Consider the following 15278-nt stretch of genomic DNA (forward strand, 5'->3'; position numbering starts at 1 on the left):
ACACAATCGGTGAATGCCGACGGTGTCTTCGCGGGTCTCCCCCATGCGTGTGGGGCTGGCCAGCTTCATCGGAACAACGGTTGAGTTCTACGACTTCCTCATCTACGGCACGGCCGCTGCGCTGGTGTTCCCGAAGTTGTTCTTTCCCGCCGTGTCTCCGGCGACAGGACTGCTGTTGTCGTTCGCCACCTTTGGCGTCGGGTTCGTCGCGCGGCCGCTCGGCGGTGTCGTGTTCGGCCACTTCGGTGATCGCGTCGGGCGCAAGAAGATGCTCGTCTACTCACTGCTGGTGATGGGCACCGCGACGGTACTCATGGGCGTGCTGCCGACCTACGCTCAGATCGGACTCGCGGCGCCGCTCCTGTTGACGGCGTTACGGCTGGCGCAGGGTTTCGCCGTCGGAGGCGAGTGGGGCGGCGCGACACTGATGGCCGTCGAACATGCCTCCGACCGTCGCAAAGGTCTCTACGGGGCGTTCCCGCAGATGGGCGCTCCGGCAGGGACAGCATGCGCGACGCTGGCATTCTGGGCGGTTTCGCGGCTGCCCGACGACCAGTTCCTCGCGTGGGGATGGCGCATCCCGTTCCTGGCCAGTGCGGTGCTGATCGCCATCGGACTGGTGATCCGGCTGTCGGTTGCGGAGAGTCCGGATTTCGCGGCGTTGCGGCGACGCGATCAGGTGGTGCGCATGCCGATCGCGGACGCGTTTCGCAGGCACTGGAAACAGATCCTGCTGGTGGCGGGGGCGTATCTATCTCAGGGCGTCTTCGCCTACATCTGCGTGGCCTACCTGGTGTCGTACGGGACCACCGTCATCGGGATCGACAGGACCCAAGCACTTTTCGGGGTTGCCGTGGCGGCAGTGATCGCGGTCGCCACCTATCCGATGTTCGGCGCGCTGTCCGACCGCCTGGGCCGCAAGCCGGTCTTCCTCGCGGGTGTGATCCTGATGGGTCTGTCGATCGGCCCGGCGTTCGCGTTGATCAACACGGGCAGCGCGCTGCTGTTCGGGGCCGCGCTGTTGCTGGTGTTCGGTTTGGCGATGGCTCCGGCCGCCGGGGTCACCGGTTCGTTGTTCAGCCTGGCGTTCGATCCCGACGTCCGCTACAGCGGCGTGTCGATCGGCTATACGTTGTCGCAAGTGGTGGGTTCGGCGTTCGCGCCGACGATCGCCGCCGCGTTGTATGCGGCGACGAAGACGAGCGGGTCCATCGTCGCCTATCTCACCGTCGTGTCGGTGATCTCCGCGCTCTCGGCCTGCTTTCTACCGGGCGCGTGGACGCGCTCGCCTGCGGATCAGCCGGGTGAACTCGACCGCCGAGCGGCGGACCGACTCCAATTCGAGTGAGACGAAGAGGGTGTCGACCATCGCGAACGGCAGAGTCGTGGCCACCGCACCGCGGCCGTACTCGATGTGCCAGGATCCGGGATGGATGGTCAAGCCCCTCGCCCGTCCTTCCTCCAGGCACGTCCGCTCACCGGGCAGCAGCGTCGCCGCCGTGTTGTCGTCGGATTCGAGGTCGTAGGAATCGATCCGGCCGGCCATCAGGAACTTGTGGATCTGCACCCGCTTGTAGCGACCCGAAAAGCCTTGTGTGCCGGTCGGCGAGCCGAAGATGACGATGTACTCACGCGGGCTGAAGTACACGAACCGGACCTTGCCGAGGATTCCGCCTGCCCTGCTGGCGACCCACCGTCCCGGTGCGTCGTCGATGAGGTCGGGGTACGCGTCGGCGAGCAATCGGATCGCGCGCGCGGTGAGCTCGCCGTCGTCGACGGGCAGTCCGACCACCTGCCGCGCGACGTCGTGGAGCACGTCGGGATCGATTCGGTACCGCATCAATCGAACTCCAGCGGCAGGCTGGTCGGCCCGCTCATACCGAGCAGCGGCTTCCACGGGGCCGGTCCGGCCAGACGCGGGTTCGGCATACGGTGCGCGATGATGATCAGCGCCTCGCAGAGCTCACGGCGTGCGAGGTTCGCGCCCAGGCAGTAGTGCGCACCGCCCCCGAAGGTGAGGATGGGTGGTGGATCGCTTCGGGTGATGTCGGAGCGGGTCGGGTCGTCGTAGACGGCCGGATCGCGGTTGGCGGCATAGGTGTTGACGATGATGAACGTTCCGGCGGGGAAGGTGTAGTCGCCGATCGCGACGTCGTCTGCGACGGTTCGGACCGTGCTGCACATCGACGGTGAGTGGCGCATGGTTTCTTCGACGGCGCGCATCGCGAGGCTGGGATCGTCACGCAGCAGCGCCCACTGATCGGGGTGCTCACACAGCACCTGCATGGATGCCGCGAGTTGGCTTCGGGTGGTGTCGGTTCCGGCGATGAGCACGCTGAAGGCCAGCATGCGTAGTTCACTCGCATCGAGCCGGTCACCGTCGTCTTCGGCCCGGATGAGCTCGGAGAGCAGGTCATCGGTGAGGTCGCGGCGGCGATGGGCGATCATGTCGTCGATGTAGCGGTCGAATTCGTCCCACGCCCTGAGAACGGTCGGTTCTTCCGCGGCGAGATCGCAGTCGAAGCTGACGATCTTGAAGATATCTTCGGCCCACCGTGAAAACCGTTGCCAGTCCTGCCTTGGCGCTCCCAGCAGCGCGCAGATCACGGGGATGGGGTACGGCCTGGCGATGTCGTCGACGAATTCGCAGCGCCCGTCGTGGACGACGCGGTCGATGAGCTCGTTGACGACCGTGTGGATGGTGGGATCCATGCGTGCCGTCGCCCGTGGTGTGAAGGCCTTCGACACCAGCCCCCGCAACCGGCGGTGTTCTTCTCCGTCCATGTTGAGGATGCTGTGGGTGACCCTGTCCCACAACTCGCCTGAGGTGATGCCGTGCGCCGACAGGTGGATGCCCTTGGGGATGCCGAATCGGGGATCGCGCAGGATGGTCCTGGCCAGCTCGTAAGACAGCACCTCGGGCCCGATCGGGCCGAGCGCGACCGGCGCTTGGCGCAGCGCCGCCTGGAACTGCGGATAGATCTCCTGCGGCGTCGCCGTGATGTCATAGGTCAGCGTCGGCAGCTCGGCGTCGAAGATGCTGGGCTTCGCGGTCCCGACGCTCATCGTGTGCTCTCCGCCCGGATTCTCAGCGGAAGCTCGCGCAGCGAGCACGTCGCCGACGGCCATGTGATCTCCGGGACGAAGCCGGGAGCGAGTTCGAACTCCGGTATGCGCGCGAGCCATTCGGTCACGACGAGCCGCAGCTCCATCCGGGCCAGATGGGCGCCCAAGCAGCGGTGCGGACCGCCGCCGAAGCCCCAGTGCTTGTGCAACTTACCGTCCATCACCAGGTCGTCTCCGGAGTGCGGATCGCTTCCGTCGCGGTTGATCGCGCCGACACAGAGCCGGACTTGTGACCCCTCGGGCAACGTGACGCCCGCGACCGTCACCTCTCGTGTGGTCACGCGCCCCAATACCGGCGCCGCCGGTTCCAACCGGATCACCTCCTCGACGAACGCGCCGACATGGTCGGGTTCCTCCCGGAGTCGCCGGCGCAGGTCCGGACGACGGACCAGTTCCAGCATGGCGGCACCGATCGAGGCCGTGACGGTGTCGAGGCCCGCGAGGACGAACACGAGCGACATGCCCGTCGCTTCGGCGTCGGTGAGCGCATCCTCGCCGTGGAGGACGTCGGACAGTATGCCCGCCTGCGGTGACTCCCGCTGCGTCCGTATGGCTTCGGTGAGGTAGCCGAAAAGCTCGACTGCGGGGGTCAGGTCGACGCTTGTCGGGTCGGTGGCGAGGCTTACCGCGATGATCGCGTCCTTCCACGCGATCAAGCGCTCACGGTCTTCGAGCGGAAGACCGAACAGGGTCAGAAACACCTGTGACGGATACGGGATCGCGAGGTCTCCCATGACCTCGCAGTCGGGGCGGTCGGCGATCTCGTCGATGATGTCGATCACCTGTGCCTGCAGTGACGGCAGAAGCGCGCTGAGCGTCTGCGGGCTGAAGTAGGGATGCAGCAGGCGGCGGTACCGGGTGTGCCCGGGTGGGTCGAATCCGAGCGGCACGAGCGGAACCGGGCTGATCATGTCGTCGTAGTCGGTCCTCGACGAGAACGTTTCCGGATCCCTCAGTGCGGCAAGCACATCGTCGCGACGGGTGAAGTAGAACCAACCCTCGCCGTAGAGCACCGGGCCCAGGTCGCGCAGTTTCGCCCAGCCCGCACCGCGGTCCCGCGCCATGGGCAGATCTTCGTAGCGGACCTGCGTCAGCCCCAGCGCCTCGGTCATGACACGTTGGTGGCCAGAAACGTCAGCGGAAGCCCGACGACCGACAGGTCGATCTCGTCGAGATAGGACCCCTCACCCGAGAACCCCTGGCGGAAACGAGTGGTGGAGCCGTAGCGCTGCGCAACGGATTCCGCGGCCGAGGCGTCCGGTACCCGCAGCACGACCGTGTACACACCGTCGCCGTGGCGATTCAGGAACTCGTTGACATACGTTGCGACCGAGGCCGTGGAGTCGGGAACCGGGCTGATCAGCTCGATGCCCCGGTTCCAGTCCAGATGGACGCGAACCCCGAGTTCGGTGAGTTCGGCTTCTTCGAATTCGAAGCCGAGGTCGGTGAACATCGCCGCCATCGTCTCGCGCCGTTGTGGCGCCACCGCGAACACGACGTGATGCAATTGCAGCGGAGATGCGTTGTCGCTCATCGGCGTACCAGCCCCCGGGGTTGCACCAGGCCGAGGTCCAGATGGGTCAGCCATCCGGGCGGGCCGTCGCAGACGTCGGGTATGGCGTTGATGGCCCCCATCGCCGTCCAGGTGTAGCCCGGGTGGGTCATGGTTCCGTCGGCCCGCACCACCCCTTGCAGCGTGAGTTCGGTGGGCGGGTCGCCCTCGATGACGATGCGATAGCGGGTTCTGCCCCAGTCCCAGGCAGGGTCGAGCTGGTCGGGTCCGCCGGTCAGGTAGATGGCGTGGTAGACGATCAGCGGTTCGCCGCCTGAACGAGCGGTCCAGGTGTGGTGTTGCGCGGCAACGGTTCCACGCGGAATAGCACCCTCGTCGTGCGGGATGTCCTCGGTGGCCACCGCGGCCTGGACGTCTGCGGCGGTCACATCGTCGATGGTCACGCCGAGTCCGTCGGCGACCATGTGCATCGACTGCGCGAAGAAGGGCACGCCGAGCCCGAGGATCGTCGGTTCCGAGAGGAACTTCTCCTTGTCCTTGCCGAATCCCATCCAGTCGATGTGGTCCATCGGGGCGTCGGTCAGCACGTTGACGACTTCCCACACCTCGATCTTGTCGATCGCGCTGGCGACGCGCGCGAGGGTGAGGGGCAGGATGTCACCGGCGTAGCCGGGATGGATGCCGCCGGCGTGGAAGGAGGCCCCGCCGTCTTGACATGCGGCGCGGATCTTGTCGCCACCGTCGCGGAAATCCTCTGTGGGATGGAAGAAACCACTTGTCGTGACGACATTCTTGCCTGACCGCAGGAGTCCGCACACGGTGTCGATGTCCATGATGACGGGCGTGTAGAACACACAGTCGGCGTCGAGGGCGGTGATCGAGTCGACGTCGTCGGTCGCGACCACCCCGACGGGCCCGATGCCCGCGATCTCGCCGGCATCCTTGCCGACCTTGTCCTTGCTGTGCACCAGCACCCCGACGAGGTCGAAGACCGGACCTTGCGCGAAATGCCGCAACCCGACCTGGCCGACGTCGCCCGTCATCCACTGGATGACCCGGTAGGTTTTCTCAGGCATTGAGGACTCCCCGCGGAAGTAGCAGCGGCAGATCGTTGTAGGTGGCGATGCCCGGTTACGCCGCCACGACGGCCGGGATCGCGGTGATCGCCGGCATCGCGACGATCGACAGGCCGAGCATGATGTAGTCGTCCAGGGTCTCGCCCACGAAACCCTCGGGCGGAAGGAAACTCAGCGTGGTCTTGATGGTCGGCGTGCCCGCGACCTCCACCGTGTAGCCCATGTCGAGTTCCCAATCCGGGTCGAGCGTCTGGCCCTTGCGCCACCGCCCGCGAATCTCGATGACCTCCTTGCCGCCGACGATCCCCTTCCAGCCGACGTCGACCCCGGCGACGCAGCCCTTCGCGATCACCCAGTCGCCGGGCAGGTGGAGGTCGGCAGTGGTCTGGGCGTACGCGACGTCGCAGCGGACCTCGTCGAGACTCACACCGAGCGCTTCGGCGACGAGCAGGACACCGTCGCGGAAGATCGCCGAGCCCTTCTCGGTGATCGATTTCAGATCTGGATGGTCGATGGGATAACCGAAGCCCATGGGCTTCTCGGTGTCCGGTGAGTTGTAGATCGTGGTGTCGATGGCCTCCACGACCGACACCTTGTCCACGCTCTCCGATAAGCCCGCCGACACGATGGCGAAGAGTTGGATGAAGCCGGGGTTGATTCCGCTGCCGAAAATGGTCGACTGACCGTGCCGGCAGGCCTCGACGATGCGGTCGCGGTCGTCGCCGAAGAAGTGGCCGGTGATGAACTCGGATGTGGAGACGATGTTCACCCCGGCGCGCAGTATTCGAACCATCTCGTCCACGTCAGCGAACATCGGGTTGTAGACGACACAGTCCGGTCGCAGCGCCAGCAGGGCGTCGACGTCGTCGGTCGCGGTCACGCCCAGCGGGTCGATGCCGCACAACTCCCCCACATCGCGACCGACTTTGTCTTTTGACCACGCATAGCATCCGACCAGCTCCAGATGCGGGTTGCGGGCCACCGCGCGGACCGAACGCTTGCCCACGTTGCCCGTTGTCCATTGGACGATGCGGTACGTCATGCCGCCGACCGTTCGGCGGGGCTGAAAATTACTGGCACCGAGCGGAATCCGCGGGTGACCGAGCTCCCGTGAAAGTGTCCCGATGCATCGGGATCGAGGGCGAGGTCCGGCATCCGCGTCAGCACCTGCTCGAGACCGACCTGGAACTCCAGTCGCGCGAGGTTCGAGCCGAGGCAGCGGTGTACACCCGCACCGAAGCCCAGATGCCGGTTCTCCCGGCGGTCGAGGATGCACCGGTCGGCGTTGCGGAACTCGCGTTCGTCCCGGTTGGCGGAGGCGTAGTTGACGATGACCGACTGGCCCGGTTCGAACATCTGCCCACCCAATTCGACCTCTTTGGCGACAGTGCGGGGAATTCCGTGGATCGACCCGCCGAATCGGATGAACTCCTCGACCGCGCGCGGCACCATGTCGGCGTCGCCGGCCAACCGGTCACGCTCCTCGGGATGGGTGGCGAGGTAGTGGAAGGCGAATGACATCGCGCTCGCGGTGGTCTCGAGACCGGCCTGCACCAGCAGCATCGCGTTCGACACCACGTCGGCGAACGGCAGCTTCTCGCCGTCGATCTCGGCCGACAGCAGGACGTCGATCATGTCGTCCTGGGGTGGTGCGGCGCTGCGCTCGGCCACCGCATCGTGGATGTGCTGGTAGAGACCACCCCATGCGGACATTCGCTCGTCCTCGGTCGCCCCGTTGAGGGCGGTGTCCGTCAGCTCGATACACAGCGGGACATCGCCGATCGGCATGCCGAGGAGGTATTTGAAGAACACGATGCCGGGCTGCCGCCAGGCCACCTCGGCCAGGTCCCCGGCACCGCGTTCGATGAAGCCGTCGATCAGTCGATCGGTCTCCTCCCGGATCTGCGGCCGCAGCGCCTTCATCCTGGCCGGGGAGAAGTACGGATTGAGCACCTTGCGAAACTTCTGCTGACGCGGCGGATCGAGGGTGATGACGAGGTCGCCCGCGAGGTGCTCGGACGCTTCGGGTGTCGGATTGCTGGAGAAGTGCTGCCAGTCCTGGAGGATCTTGTAGCACTGCTCATACCGCACAGCCACCCACGCGCCGCCGGGGGTGGCGCTGAGGAACGGCGAATCGGTGTGGGCGAACGGCGCATTGCGCCGCATCACCGCGTATACGTCGTAGAGGAACTCCTCGTCGTTGAAATCCTCGTGCCGGAGATCCCAGTTCGCCGCGTGTTCCTCGGCGGCTTTTCGGCTCACGGAGCCGGATTCCCTTGGGATTGGGCGGCTTGCCGCGCCTCCCGCTCCTCGTGGATGCGGACCAGTTCGCGCCAACCGATCCGGTTGTACTTCGGCACCGGCTGAATGCCCCACTCGTCCTGAGCGGTGTCCTTGCCCTCGGCGCCCTCCGGGGGACCCAGCGGCGGATACGGCACCTTGCACTCCAGCGCGTCATCGGAGTAGCGGACCTTGAGCAGCTCGCTGCAGATCTCGGTGAGGCTCAGGGTGGGATAGCCGTAGTAGACCGCCATGAACGGCAGCGTGAACGCGCCCTCGATCACCAGCGCGACCAGGCAGACGAGCACGGCACGCTTGATGTAGAGGTGCATCCGCGCGTAGTACGGCGTGGTGCCGGGTGGTAGGTCGTCGGCGTTGTCCTTTTCGCCGCTGTCGGGGGTGAGTGAAGGCGATGTCATCAGTCGGCTCCTTGAACCTGTTCAGTCGGTGAAGATTTCGCGGTTGACCGTGTGGAGATACGGAATGGCCAAGAAGGGCGTGATGTAGAAGATGTCGTACAGCCACCAACCGATGACCGGGAAGACCACGCCGGCATAGCGCACGTCGGCGTACATCGTCATGTTGAACACGTACAGACACCAGATGAGCACGCCCATCCAGCAGGTGATGATCATCCACTGATGACCCCAGCGCTTCATCTGCAGAAACCCGATTGCCGCGGCGCACCGCATCGCGAAAACCGTCAGGATCATGCCGAACACCATCGACTTCTCGCCCGGTCCGGCCGCGCCCCCGACCCACAGTTCGTTGTAGTGCCAGAAGTAGCCGGCGTCGAACATTGCACCCCAGCCGACCATCAGCACCCGGTTGATCAGCGTGTGGTTGGCGACCAGGTCGAGCGCCCAGCCGAGGCTGTTGAGCATTCCGTCGATCAGCACGAGATAGCCGATCAGAGTGACGATCATCGGCCGCATCGACAACCCGGCGCGCGCAGCCTGACGCTGGAGCCACACGCCGCGCATGAAGATGGGAAATCCGATCAGCCCGGGCGCCCACATACCCATCAGCGCGGCACCGACGATCATCCACTTGTCCGCACGGCGCTGGGCGAGCCGCGATTCCTCGTGGTGCTCCTCGAGGCTCACGGACCCGTCCCCCGCCACGGGCGCATTCGAACGACGGTTCAGCAGCGGCAGATTCACAATTCCCACCATCCGCGCGCGAACGACATGTAGAGCTGGATCGCGAACATCGCGAACAGGTAGCCGTAGATGACTATCTGCAGAATGATCAGCGCCTTCTTGCGCTTGCGCTCCTTTTGATCCATGCGGTTGGACTCCTTCCTAGCCGTGGGTGCTACCAGCGTCGGCGGCCAGGCTGGCCACGGCGACTTCACGCAAGCCGTCGGTGATGGCACCGTCGGTGGACAGCGGCGCGAGGATGCAGGCCTCGGCGGCTTCCAGTTCGGTTGCGCCGGCGACGATCAGCTGCGCGGCGGTCACGAGCACGCGGGTGGACGGCGGTTCGAAGTGGAATGCCTCATCGGCGGTGCGGATGGCCGTGGCGCAGTGCACGAGTCGTGTCGCGGTCGCGGAGTCCACGCCCGTTTCGGCGACGATGACCTCGGCTTCGCGGCCGGGTGCCAGGTACCTCATCGGGATCGTGACGAAGCGTTGCCGGAACGACGGTTTGAGTTCCTTCAGCGAGCTGCGGTAGGCGGGGTTGTACGAGCAGACCAGCATGAAGGTGTCCGGCGCCTTGACGACCTCACCGGCCCGGTCGAGGTACAGCGCGCGGCGGTGATCGGTCAACGAGTGCAGGATGGCCAGCGAGTCGTGGCGGGCCTCCACCACCTCGTCGAGATAGCAGATCGCACCGTCTTTCACGGCCCTGGTGAGAGGCCCGTCCGTCCACACCACGTCGCCGCCGGTGACCATGAACCGTCCGACAAGGTCGGAACTCGTCAAGTCGTCGTGGCAGCTGATCGTCACGACGGGCCGACGCAGCAGCACCCCCATGTGCTCGACGAGGCGGGTCTTGCCGCAGCCGGTCGGACCGGTCAGCATCACCGGCAGCCGTTGCTGGTAGGCCTGCTCGAAGAGCTGGACTTCGTTGGCGTTCGCGAAATAGTCGCTGTTAACTGTTCGTTCGCTGGCGTCGGTCATGCGGCCACCAATTCACGATGGACGTGGGCAAGCACTCGGGGCAGCTCCTCGACTCGTCGGATGCGTTGTGAGCGTTGAGGTCCGAAGACCTCCGGCAACGGGTCGACGCGGGTGGGCCCCACGCCGACGTAGTAGATGCGAACACCCGCGTCGTTGGCCTCTTCGACGGCGTGTGCGGCGTCGGCCCAGGCGTATCGGCCCTCGTATCCCTCGTCGGAGATGAGCCCGTCACCGATCACGATGAGCAGCCGGCGCTCGGACGGTTGCGCGAGCAATCGGCTGGTCAGATGGCGCAGCGGGGCGCCGAGCCGGGTGTAGCCGCCGGTGGCCAGTCCGAGACGGCCGGGCGGCACGAACCTGCGGTCCTCGAAGTCCTTGAGGCAACTGACTTCGACGCGGTGACGGGTGTTTCCGGTGAACACGAAAATGCCGTGCCTCTCGCGGGCCAGCGTCATCGCGCGCGAAAGCGCGTCGGCGCAGGCCAACTCGAGCTTGAAGATGCGACCGCCGTGCACTCCGAGCGACGAACTGCCGTCCAGCAGAAGGGCCGTGGTGACGTCCCGGTTGCTGGGCAGCAGTTCGCGGAAGAGCCGCGGCTCGATCGCCTCACCGGTGGCGAGGTCGACGTAGTGGTTGACGTACTGTTCGACGTCCAGGTCGGACCCGTCCTCCAACCGGTTCTTCATCGCGCGGTGGGTGTGCTCCTCGAACCACCGGCGCAGTTCTGCGGATACGGATTCCGGCTCGCGCGTGCGCGAGGCGTGCGCCTTCTCGAGCACGGCGACGTGGTCGCGCATGAAACTCTTGGTCCACGCATTCCATTCGGGGTAAGGGATTCCGGGCCGGTGGTCGGGCGTGATGTCGAGATCGTTGTCCTGAGGACGGCTCGGCGGCGGAAGGTTCGGATTGCGAATTCCGCCGTCGCCTCCGACAGGGATGGAATACGGCCGCGGCAGCCGCTTCTCGGATGTGGTCCACGGCATCCTGCCCAGCGTGCGCCGCAGCTTGTCCGACATGCTCCGCGGAGCGGTGTACGCCAGAGGAAGCCGGCCGAACAGTGGATCGACGCCGAGCGATTCGGTGGTGCGCGCCAAGGCGATCGCCCGGTTGAGCATCGAGGTCGCATCGAGGTCGCCGTCGAGCATCTCGATGGCGCCGAGTACGCGCGCGAACTCGGGCAGCAGACCGGGCCAGCGCTCGGCAGCCCAGCCCAGGGCGACACCGGCCTCCACCACGGTCAACGCCTGCAGCTCACGTGTCGACAGTTCGTTCAGCCGGAACCCGACCACCTTGTCCTTCGACGGCGAGCACTGCAGCGCGATCCCACAGGTGAGCGTCCGTCGGGTCCAGCCGTGAGCGATCGGATACGGCACGTGGACGTAATCCAGTGCGGCGTTGAGGCCGAACGCACGGTGCTGCCCGGTCACGAGGCGAACGCCTTGGCGCCGCTGCCCGCTCAGCGCCACGGCCGTCACCGCGCAACTGCGCTCGACCGCCATCGCGTGTGAGTCGGAGAGTTCAGCCATGGAATTCGGGGCCGCTCAGAAGGTTCCGATGTTGGAGAACATCCAGTACCAGAACCAGATGATCAGGCCGGTGCCGCCCCAGGCGGCGACGTAGCGAAGTATCTCCCAGATCCAGTCCACGTGGGCGCCTCCTCGGAGCGGGTTGATGTCAGCGGGAAGTGCTCAGCCGCACGGCCGAGGTGGTCGGTTCGGGCGGCACCGGATGGCGACCGCGGCCGTCAGTTCGTCCCCGGCCTTCCACGCGCGCCAACAGCTTGGCCTGAGCCGTCATGGTATGCCCCTTTGTAGTCCATATACTGACTTAGGTCAATGAGTTGAGTCAGTCAGAGAAGATTTCCCTGTTCACCGTGTGCAGGTACGGAATCGCGAGGAACGGCGTGATGTAGAAGATGTCGTACAGCCACCAACCGACGACGGGGAAGATCGTGCCCGCGTACCGCACGTCGGCGTACATCGTCATGTTGAACACATACAGACACCAGATGAGCACACCCATCCAGCAGGTGACGATCATCCACTGGTGACCCCAGCGCTTCATCTGCAGGAACCCGATTCCCGCGGCGATCCGCATGGTGAAGACGGTGAGGATCATCCCGACCTCCATCGCCTTCTCGCCCGGTCCGGCGGCGCCGCCGAGCCACAGCTCGTTGTAGTGCCAGAAGTAACCGGCGTCGAACATCGCGCCCCAGCCGTTCAACAGGATTCGCGCCAGGATGGTGTGGTTCGCCACCAGGTCGAGCGCCCAGCCCACCGTATTGATGGCCGCGTCGATGATCACCAGATAGCCGATCAGTGTGACGATCATCGGACGCACGGACAGGCCCTCGCGCGCAGCCTTACGCAGCAGCCAGACACCGCGCAGAAACAGCGGGAGGCCGAAGATCCCAAGGGCCGCGGTGCCGATGAGCAGGCTGCCGGATATCAGCCACTTGTCCGCCTGGCGTTGGGCCAGCCGGGAGCGTTCCATGTGCTCGTCCAGACCGCCGGCGGCGACGGGTTCTGTGCGCAGAGTCAAGGCACCCTCCTGAGAGTCGGCCTTGTGAGCATCGCAGGAAGACTGACCCCAGTCAACAAACTATCGGGCTTCGATACCCCGCAGGGTGCGTGTCACATAGTCGTCGAGCATGGAGCTCTGCGTGGGCCATTCGTGCGTGGTCGTCAACAATGCGTAAAGGCCCAGCAAGAAGAACACCGCACTGTTCATCGGGTCGACGTCGGGGGCAACCCGGCCTGATTTCTGTGCCCGCTCGATCTCCTGGGCGACCCTGACGATGACCGGATGCTCGTTGCTCTCGTCCGCGGGGCGTGTCTGCGAGAAATGCAGGGCAAGAAAGTCTTTGAACAAGATCGCCCCGAGACGGCGTTCCAGCCCCAGAACGAGTTGAACCGCCTCGTCGAGCACGGCGGATAGGTCGCGAGCCGAATCGGCGTACCGACCGAGCTGTTTGGCGATGCGCTCCTCTTCGCGACGCTCCAGTTCGAGCAGCACATGTTGCTTCGTCGGGAAGTGGAAGAAGAACGTGCCGTGCGCGACCCCGGCCGCGGCGACGATCGCGCCCACATCGGCCTCGGCCATGCCCGACCGCTTGAACTCCGCAATGGCCGCGCCCATCAACCGCTCGCGCGTCTGTAAGCGTTTGGCCTCGCGCGCTGAGGGTTTGTCCACCACTGCCATGCCCCGACGATAGCAATACCGACCGGGTATTGACACGTGTGATTGACTGCAGTCAATTTCGGAAGGAGTTCGATGGCGCTCGAACAGTTCAACCTCGACGGGCAGGTGGCGATCGTCACCGGAGCGGGCAAGGGGGTGGGACAGGGGATCGCGAGGGTCCTCGCCGAAGCAGGGGCCACCGTCGTCGGCACCGCACGCACCGAATCCGACATCGTGGCAACGATCAAGGGCATCGAGGATTCGGGCGGTAAGGGGCTCGCCCTGGTGGCCGACGCCATCAGCCGTCCGGACGGCGAACGTGTGGTGGGCACGGCGATGAAAGAGTTCGGGCGCATCGACATCCTCATCAACAATGTGGGTGGTTCGACGTTCGGGTCGTTTCTCGACATCACCGACGAGGACTTCCGGCACACGTTCGACTGGTGTGTCACGTCAGCGTTCATCATGAGTCAACTCGCCGCCCGTCACATGATCGAGGCCGGACACGGCAACATCGTCAACATCTCCTCGGGATCAGCACGTTTCGGCATCCGCGCGCTCACCTCGTACTGCGTCGCCAAAGGTGGGCTCGAAGCGCTCACCCGGGCGATGGCCCAAGAGTTGGCGCCGAAGATCCGCGTCAATGCCATCGCACTCGGCTCGTTCGCCACCGAGGGACTGCAATCCGGTCTCGACATGATGCCGGGGGCGCTGGACACGATGCTCTCCCTCACGCCCCTGCATCGACTCGGCAACGTCGAGGATCTCGGTCGGCTCTGCGTCTACCTGTCGACCAAGGACTGCTACGCGACCAACGCCATCTTCCACGTCGACGGCGGAATCGAATCGAATAACCTGCCGCTGCCCATACCCGACTACTGATCGAGGCGTGCAATGCGAAGAGTGGTCCAGTTTTCCACCGGAAACGTCGGTCAGCACTCACTTCGGGCGCTCATCGGCCGTCCCGACATCGAACTCGTCGGCGTCCACGCCGCCAGCCCCGAGAAGGTCGGGCGCGACGCGGCCGAGTTGTGCGGCCTGGCCGATCCGTCCGGCGTCATCGCCACCGACGACATCGATGCGCTGATCGCGTTGAAGCCGGACTGCGTTGTCTACACCGCCCTCGGTGAGACGCGTCCGATGGAAGCCCTCGAGCAGATGTCGCGGTTCCTGTCCGCTGGGATCAATGTCGTCGGGACGTCGATGGTGTGGCTGGTGACGCCGCGCCAGGCCGACGACTGGCTGCGGGGACCGTTGGAAGATGCCTGCGCGAAGGGCAATTCGTCGCTTTACGTCAACGGGATCGACCCGGGGTACTCGGGCGACACCGCGGTGCTGGCTGCGCTCAGCCTCGCGACCCGTGCGGAATCGGTCACCGTCCGGGAGGTCTTCGACTACGGCAACTACGACGACTATGAGTACACCGGCACCGCAATGGGTTTCGGCAGCAAGCCAGGCGACGACCCCGCGATGGCCTTCTTACCGGGCGTCATCACCGCGATGTTCGGTGGGCTGGTACGCAACATCGCCACCCACCTTTGTGTCGAACTCGACGACGTCACCGAGCGTTTCGAGCCGTGGTACACCGACAGGCGAATCGAATGCAAGATGATGACCGTCGAGCCCGGCGGGATGGCGGGTGTGCGCTTCGCAGCCGAAGGCATCTGCGCCGGCTCCCCCGTCATCACCGTCGAGCACACCACCCGGCTCACCCCCGCGGCCGCGCCGGACTGGGAGTACCCACCGGACGGACACCTCGGGGTGCACAAGGTGATCATCGAGGGTGAGCCGCGCGTCGAGATCAACACCCTGCTCTCGCACCCGGTTCTCGACGTCACCGAGGCGGGCTGCGTCTCGACCGCGGCCCGCGTCGTGAACGTCATCGACTGGGTGTGCCGGGCCCCCGCGGGCCTGATCTCAATGGAGGAGATCCCGCCGTCGGAGATGGCTCGCGGCCTGATGTGGTGACCCGCCGAG

General features: G+C 65.4%; 17 protein-coding genes. 3 read left to right on the forward strand and 14 right to left on the reverse strand.

What is annotated here, in order from left to right:
* The first annotated feature begins 43 nt into the window (after positions 1-43).
* On the forward strand, positions 44-1348 hold the full coding sequence (locus A5752_RS10250; protein ID WP_067084857.1) for an MFS transporter: 1305 nt from the start codon (positions 44-46) through the stop codon (positions 1346-1348).
* Here A5752_RS10250 and A5752_RS10255 read toward each other — a convergent pair.
* From A5752_RS10255 to A5752_RS10315, 14 genes are all read right to left on the reverse strand, one after another.
* Positions 1265-1840, reverse strand: coding sequence for an isomerase (locus A5752_RS10255; protein WP_067084859.1), 576 nt, complete (start codon positions 1838-1840; stop codon positions 1265-1267). The two genes, A5752_RS10250 and A5752_RS10255, sit on opposite strands and share 84 nt — an antisense overlap.
* Positions 1840-3066 carry a cytochrome P450 gene (locus tag A5752_RS10260; protein ID WP_067084927.1) on the reverse strand — a complete coding sequence of 409 codons (1227 nt, stop codon included), beginning with the start codon at positions 3064-3066 and terminating at the stop codon, positions 1840-1842. The genes A5752_RS10255 and A5752_RS10260 overlap by 1 nt, the downstream gene beginning before the upstream one ends.
* Positions 3063-4238, reverse strand: coding sequence for a cytochrome P450 (locus tag A5752_RS10265; protein ID WP_067084860.1), 1176 nt, complete (start codon positions 4236-4238; stop codon positions 3063-3065). The genes A5752_RS10260 and A5752_RS10265 overlap by 4 nt, the downstream gene beginning before the upstream one ends.
* Positions 4235-4660, reverse strand: a complete 426-nt coding sequence (locus A5752_RS10270) for a VOC family protein (protein WP_067084862.1) — start codon at positions 4658-4660, stop codon at positions 4235-4237. The genes A5752_RS10265 and A5752_RS10270 overlap by 4 nt, the downstream gene beginning before the upstream one ends.
* Positions 4657-5715 (reverse strand): NAD(P)H-dependent amine dehydrogenase family protein, encoded by a 1059-nt coding sequence (locus tag A5752_RS10275; RefSeq protein ID WP_067084863.1) that lies wholly within the window; start codon positions 5713-5715, stop codon positions 4657-4659. Before A5752_RS10275 ends, A5752_RS10270 begins: the two co-directional genes overlap by 4 nt.
* Before the next feature lie 55 nt (positions 5716-5770).
* Entirely contained in the window at positions 5771-6757 is a 987-nt protein-coding gene (locus A5752_RS10280) for an NAD(P)H-dependent amine dehydrogenase family protein (protein ID WP_082963827.1), read from the reverse strand.
* Positions 6754-7977: a cytochrome P450 gene (locus A5752_RS10285; protein ID WP_067084865.1), complete on the reverse strand. Its 1224-nt coding sequence runs from the start codon at positions 7975-7977 to the stop codon at positions 6754-6756. Before A5752_RS10285 ends, A5752_RS10280 begins: the two co-directional genes overlap by 4 nt.
* Complete coding sequence (locus A5752_RS10290; protein ID WP_067084867.1) at positions 7974-8414, reverse strand: hypothetical protein; 441 nt, start codon at positions 8412-8414, stop codon at positions 7974-7976. The genes A5752_RS10285 and A5752_RS10290 overlap by 4 nt, the downstream gene beginning before the upstream one ends.
* 21 nt (positions 8415-8435) lie before the next feature.
* A complete protein-coding gene (locus A5752_RS10295) occupies positions 8436-9158 on the reverse strand; it encodes a hypothetical protein (protein ID WP_067084869.1) in 723 nt (240 codons plus the stop codon).
* On the reverse strand, positions 9155-9283 hold the full coding sequence (locus A5752_RS28165; RefSeq protein WP_268777979.1) for a hypothetical protein: 129 nt from the start codon (positions 9281-9283) through the stop codon (positions 9155-9157). Before A5752_RS28165 ends, A5752_RS10295 begins: the two co-directional genes overlap by 4 nt.
* Positions 9284-9299: 16 nt before the next feature.
* The gene (locus tag A5752_RS10300) at positions 9300-10121 is read right to left on the reverse strand and encodes a CbbQ/NirQ/NorQ/GpvN family protein (RefSeq protein ID WP_067084871.1); all 822 of its coding nucleotides are present in this window, start codon (positions 10119-10121) and stop codon (positions 9300-9302) included.
* Positions 10118-11647 (reverse strand): nitric oxide reductase activation protein NorD, encoded by a 1530-nt coding sequence (locus tag A5752_RS10305; protein WP_067084873.1) that lies wholly within the window; start codon positions 11645-11647, stop codon positions 10118-10120. The genes A5752_RS10300 and A5752_RS10305 overlap by 4 nt, the downstream gene beginning before the upstream one ends.
* 319 nt (positions 11648-11966) lie before the next feature.
* Positions 11967-12614, reverse strand: coding sequence for a hypothetical protein (locus A5752_RS10310; RefSeq protein ID WP_231983373.1), 648 nt, complete (start codon positions 12612-12614; stop codon positions 11967-11969).
* A gap of 108 nt (positions 12615-12722) precedes the next feature.
* Positions 12723-13322, reverse strand: coding sequence for a TetR family transcriptional regulator (locus A5752_RS10315; protein WP_067084877.1), 600 nt, complete (start codon positions 13320-13322; stop codon positions 12723-12725).
* Positions 13323-13394: 72 nt separating this feature from the next.
* On the opposite strand from A5752_RS10315, the gene A5752_RS10320 reads away from it, so the two are divergent.
* Entirely contained in the window at positions 13395-14183 is a 789-nt protein-coding gene (locus A5752_RS10320; RefSeq protein WP_067084879.1) for an SDR family NAD(P)-dependent oxidoreductase, read from the forward strand.
* Positions 14184-14195: 12 nt separating this feature from the next.
* On the forward strand, positions 14196-15269 hold the full coding sequence (locus A5752_RS10325; RefSeq protein ID WP_067084881.1) for an NAD(P)H-dependent amine dehydrogenase family protein: 1074 nt from the start codon (positions 14196-14198) through the stop codon (positions 15267-15269).
* The last annotated feature ends 9 nt before the right edge of the window (positions 15270-15278 follow it).

Source organism: Mycobacterium sp. 852002-51961_SCH5331710 (genome assembly GCF_001665535.1).
Classification (GTDB): Bacteria; Actinomycetota; Actinomycetes; order Mycobacteriales; family Mycobacteriaceae; genus Mycobacterium.

Coding starts and splice junctions, on each gene's coding strand:
- A5752_RS10250 (WP_067084857.1), top strand. CDS start 44: ATGCGTGTGGGGCTGGCCAGCTTCATCGGAACAACGGTTGAGTTCTAC.
- A5752_RS10255 (WP_067084859.1), bottom strand. CDS start 1,840: ATGCGGTACCGAATCGATCCCGACGTGCTCCACGACGTCGCGCGGCAG.
- A5752_RS10260 (WP_067084927.1), bottom strand. CDS start 3,066: ATGAGCGTCGGGACCGCGAAGCCCAGCATCTTCGACGCCGAGCTGCCG.
- A5752_RS10265 (WP_067084860.1), bottom strand. CDS start 4,238: ATGACCGAGGCGCTGGGGCTGACGCAGGTCCGCTACGAAGATCTGCCC.
- A5752_RS10270 (WP_067084862.1), bottom strand. CDS start 4,660: ATGAGCGACAACGCATCTCCGCTGCAATTGCATCACGTCGTGTTCGCG.
- A5752_RS10275 (WP_067084863.1), bottom strand. CDS start 5,715: ATGCCTGAGAAAACCTACCGGGTCATCCAGTGGATGACGGGCGACGTC.
- A5752_RS10280 (WP_082963827.1), bottom strand. CDS start 6,757: ATGACGTACCGCATCGTCCAATGGACAACGGGCAACGTGGGCAAGCGT.
- A5752_RS10290 (WP_067084867.1), bottom strand. CDS start 8,414: ATGACATCGCCTTCACTCACCCCCGACAGCGGCGAAAAGGACAACGCC.
- A5752_RS28165 (WP_268777979.1), bottom strand. CDS start 9,283: ATGGATCAAAAGGAGCGCAAGCGCAAGAAGGCGCTGATCATTCTGCAG.
- A5752_RS10300 (WP_067084871.1), bottom strand. CDS start 10,121: ATGACCGACGCCAGCGAACGAACAGTTAACAGCGACTATTTCGCGAAC.
- A5752_RS10305 (WP_067084873.1), bottom strand. CDS start 11,647: ATGGCTGAACTCTCCGACTCACACGCGATGGCGGTCGAGCGCAGTTGC.
- A5752_RS10310 (WP_231983373.1), bottom strand. CDS start 12,614: ATGGAACGCTCCCGGCTGGCCCAACGCCAGGCGGACAAGTGGCTGATA.
- A5752_RS10315 (WP_067084877.1), bottom strand. CDS start 13,322: ATGGCAGTGGTGGACAAACCCTCAGCGCGCGAGGCCAAACGCTTACAG.
- A5752_RS10320 (WP_067084879.1), top strand. CDS start 13,395: ATGGCGCTCGAACAGTTCAACCTCGACGGGCAGGTGGCGATCGTCACC.
- A5752_RS10325 (WP_067084881.1), top strand. CDS start 14,196: ATGCGAAGAGTGGTCCAGTTTTCCACCGGAAACGTCGGTCAGCACTCA.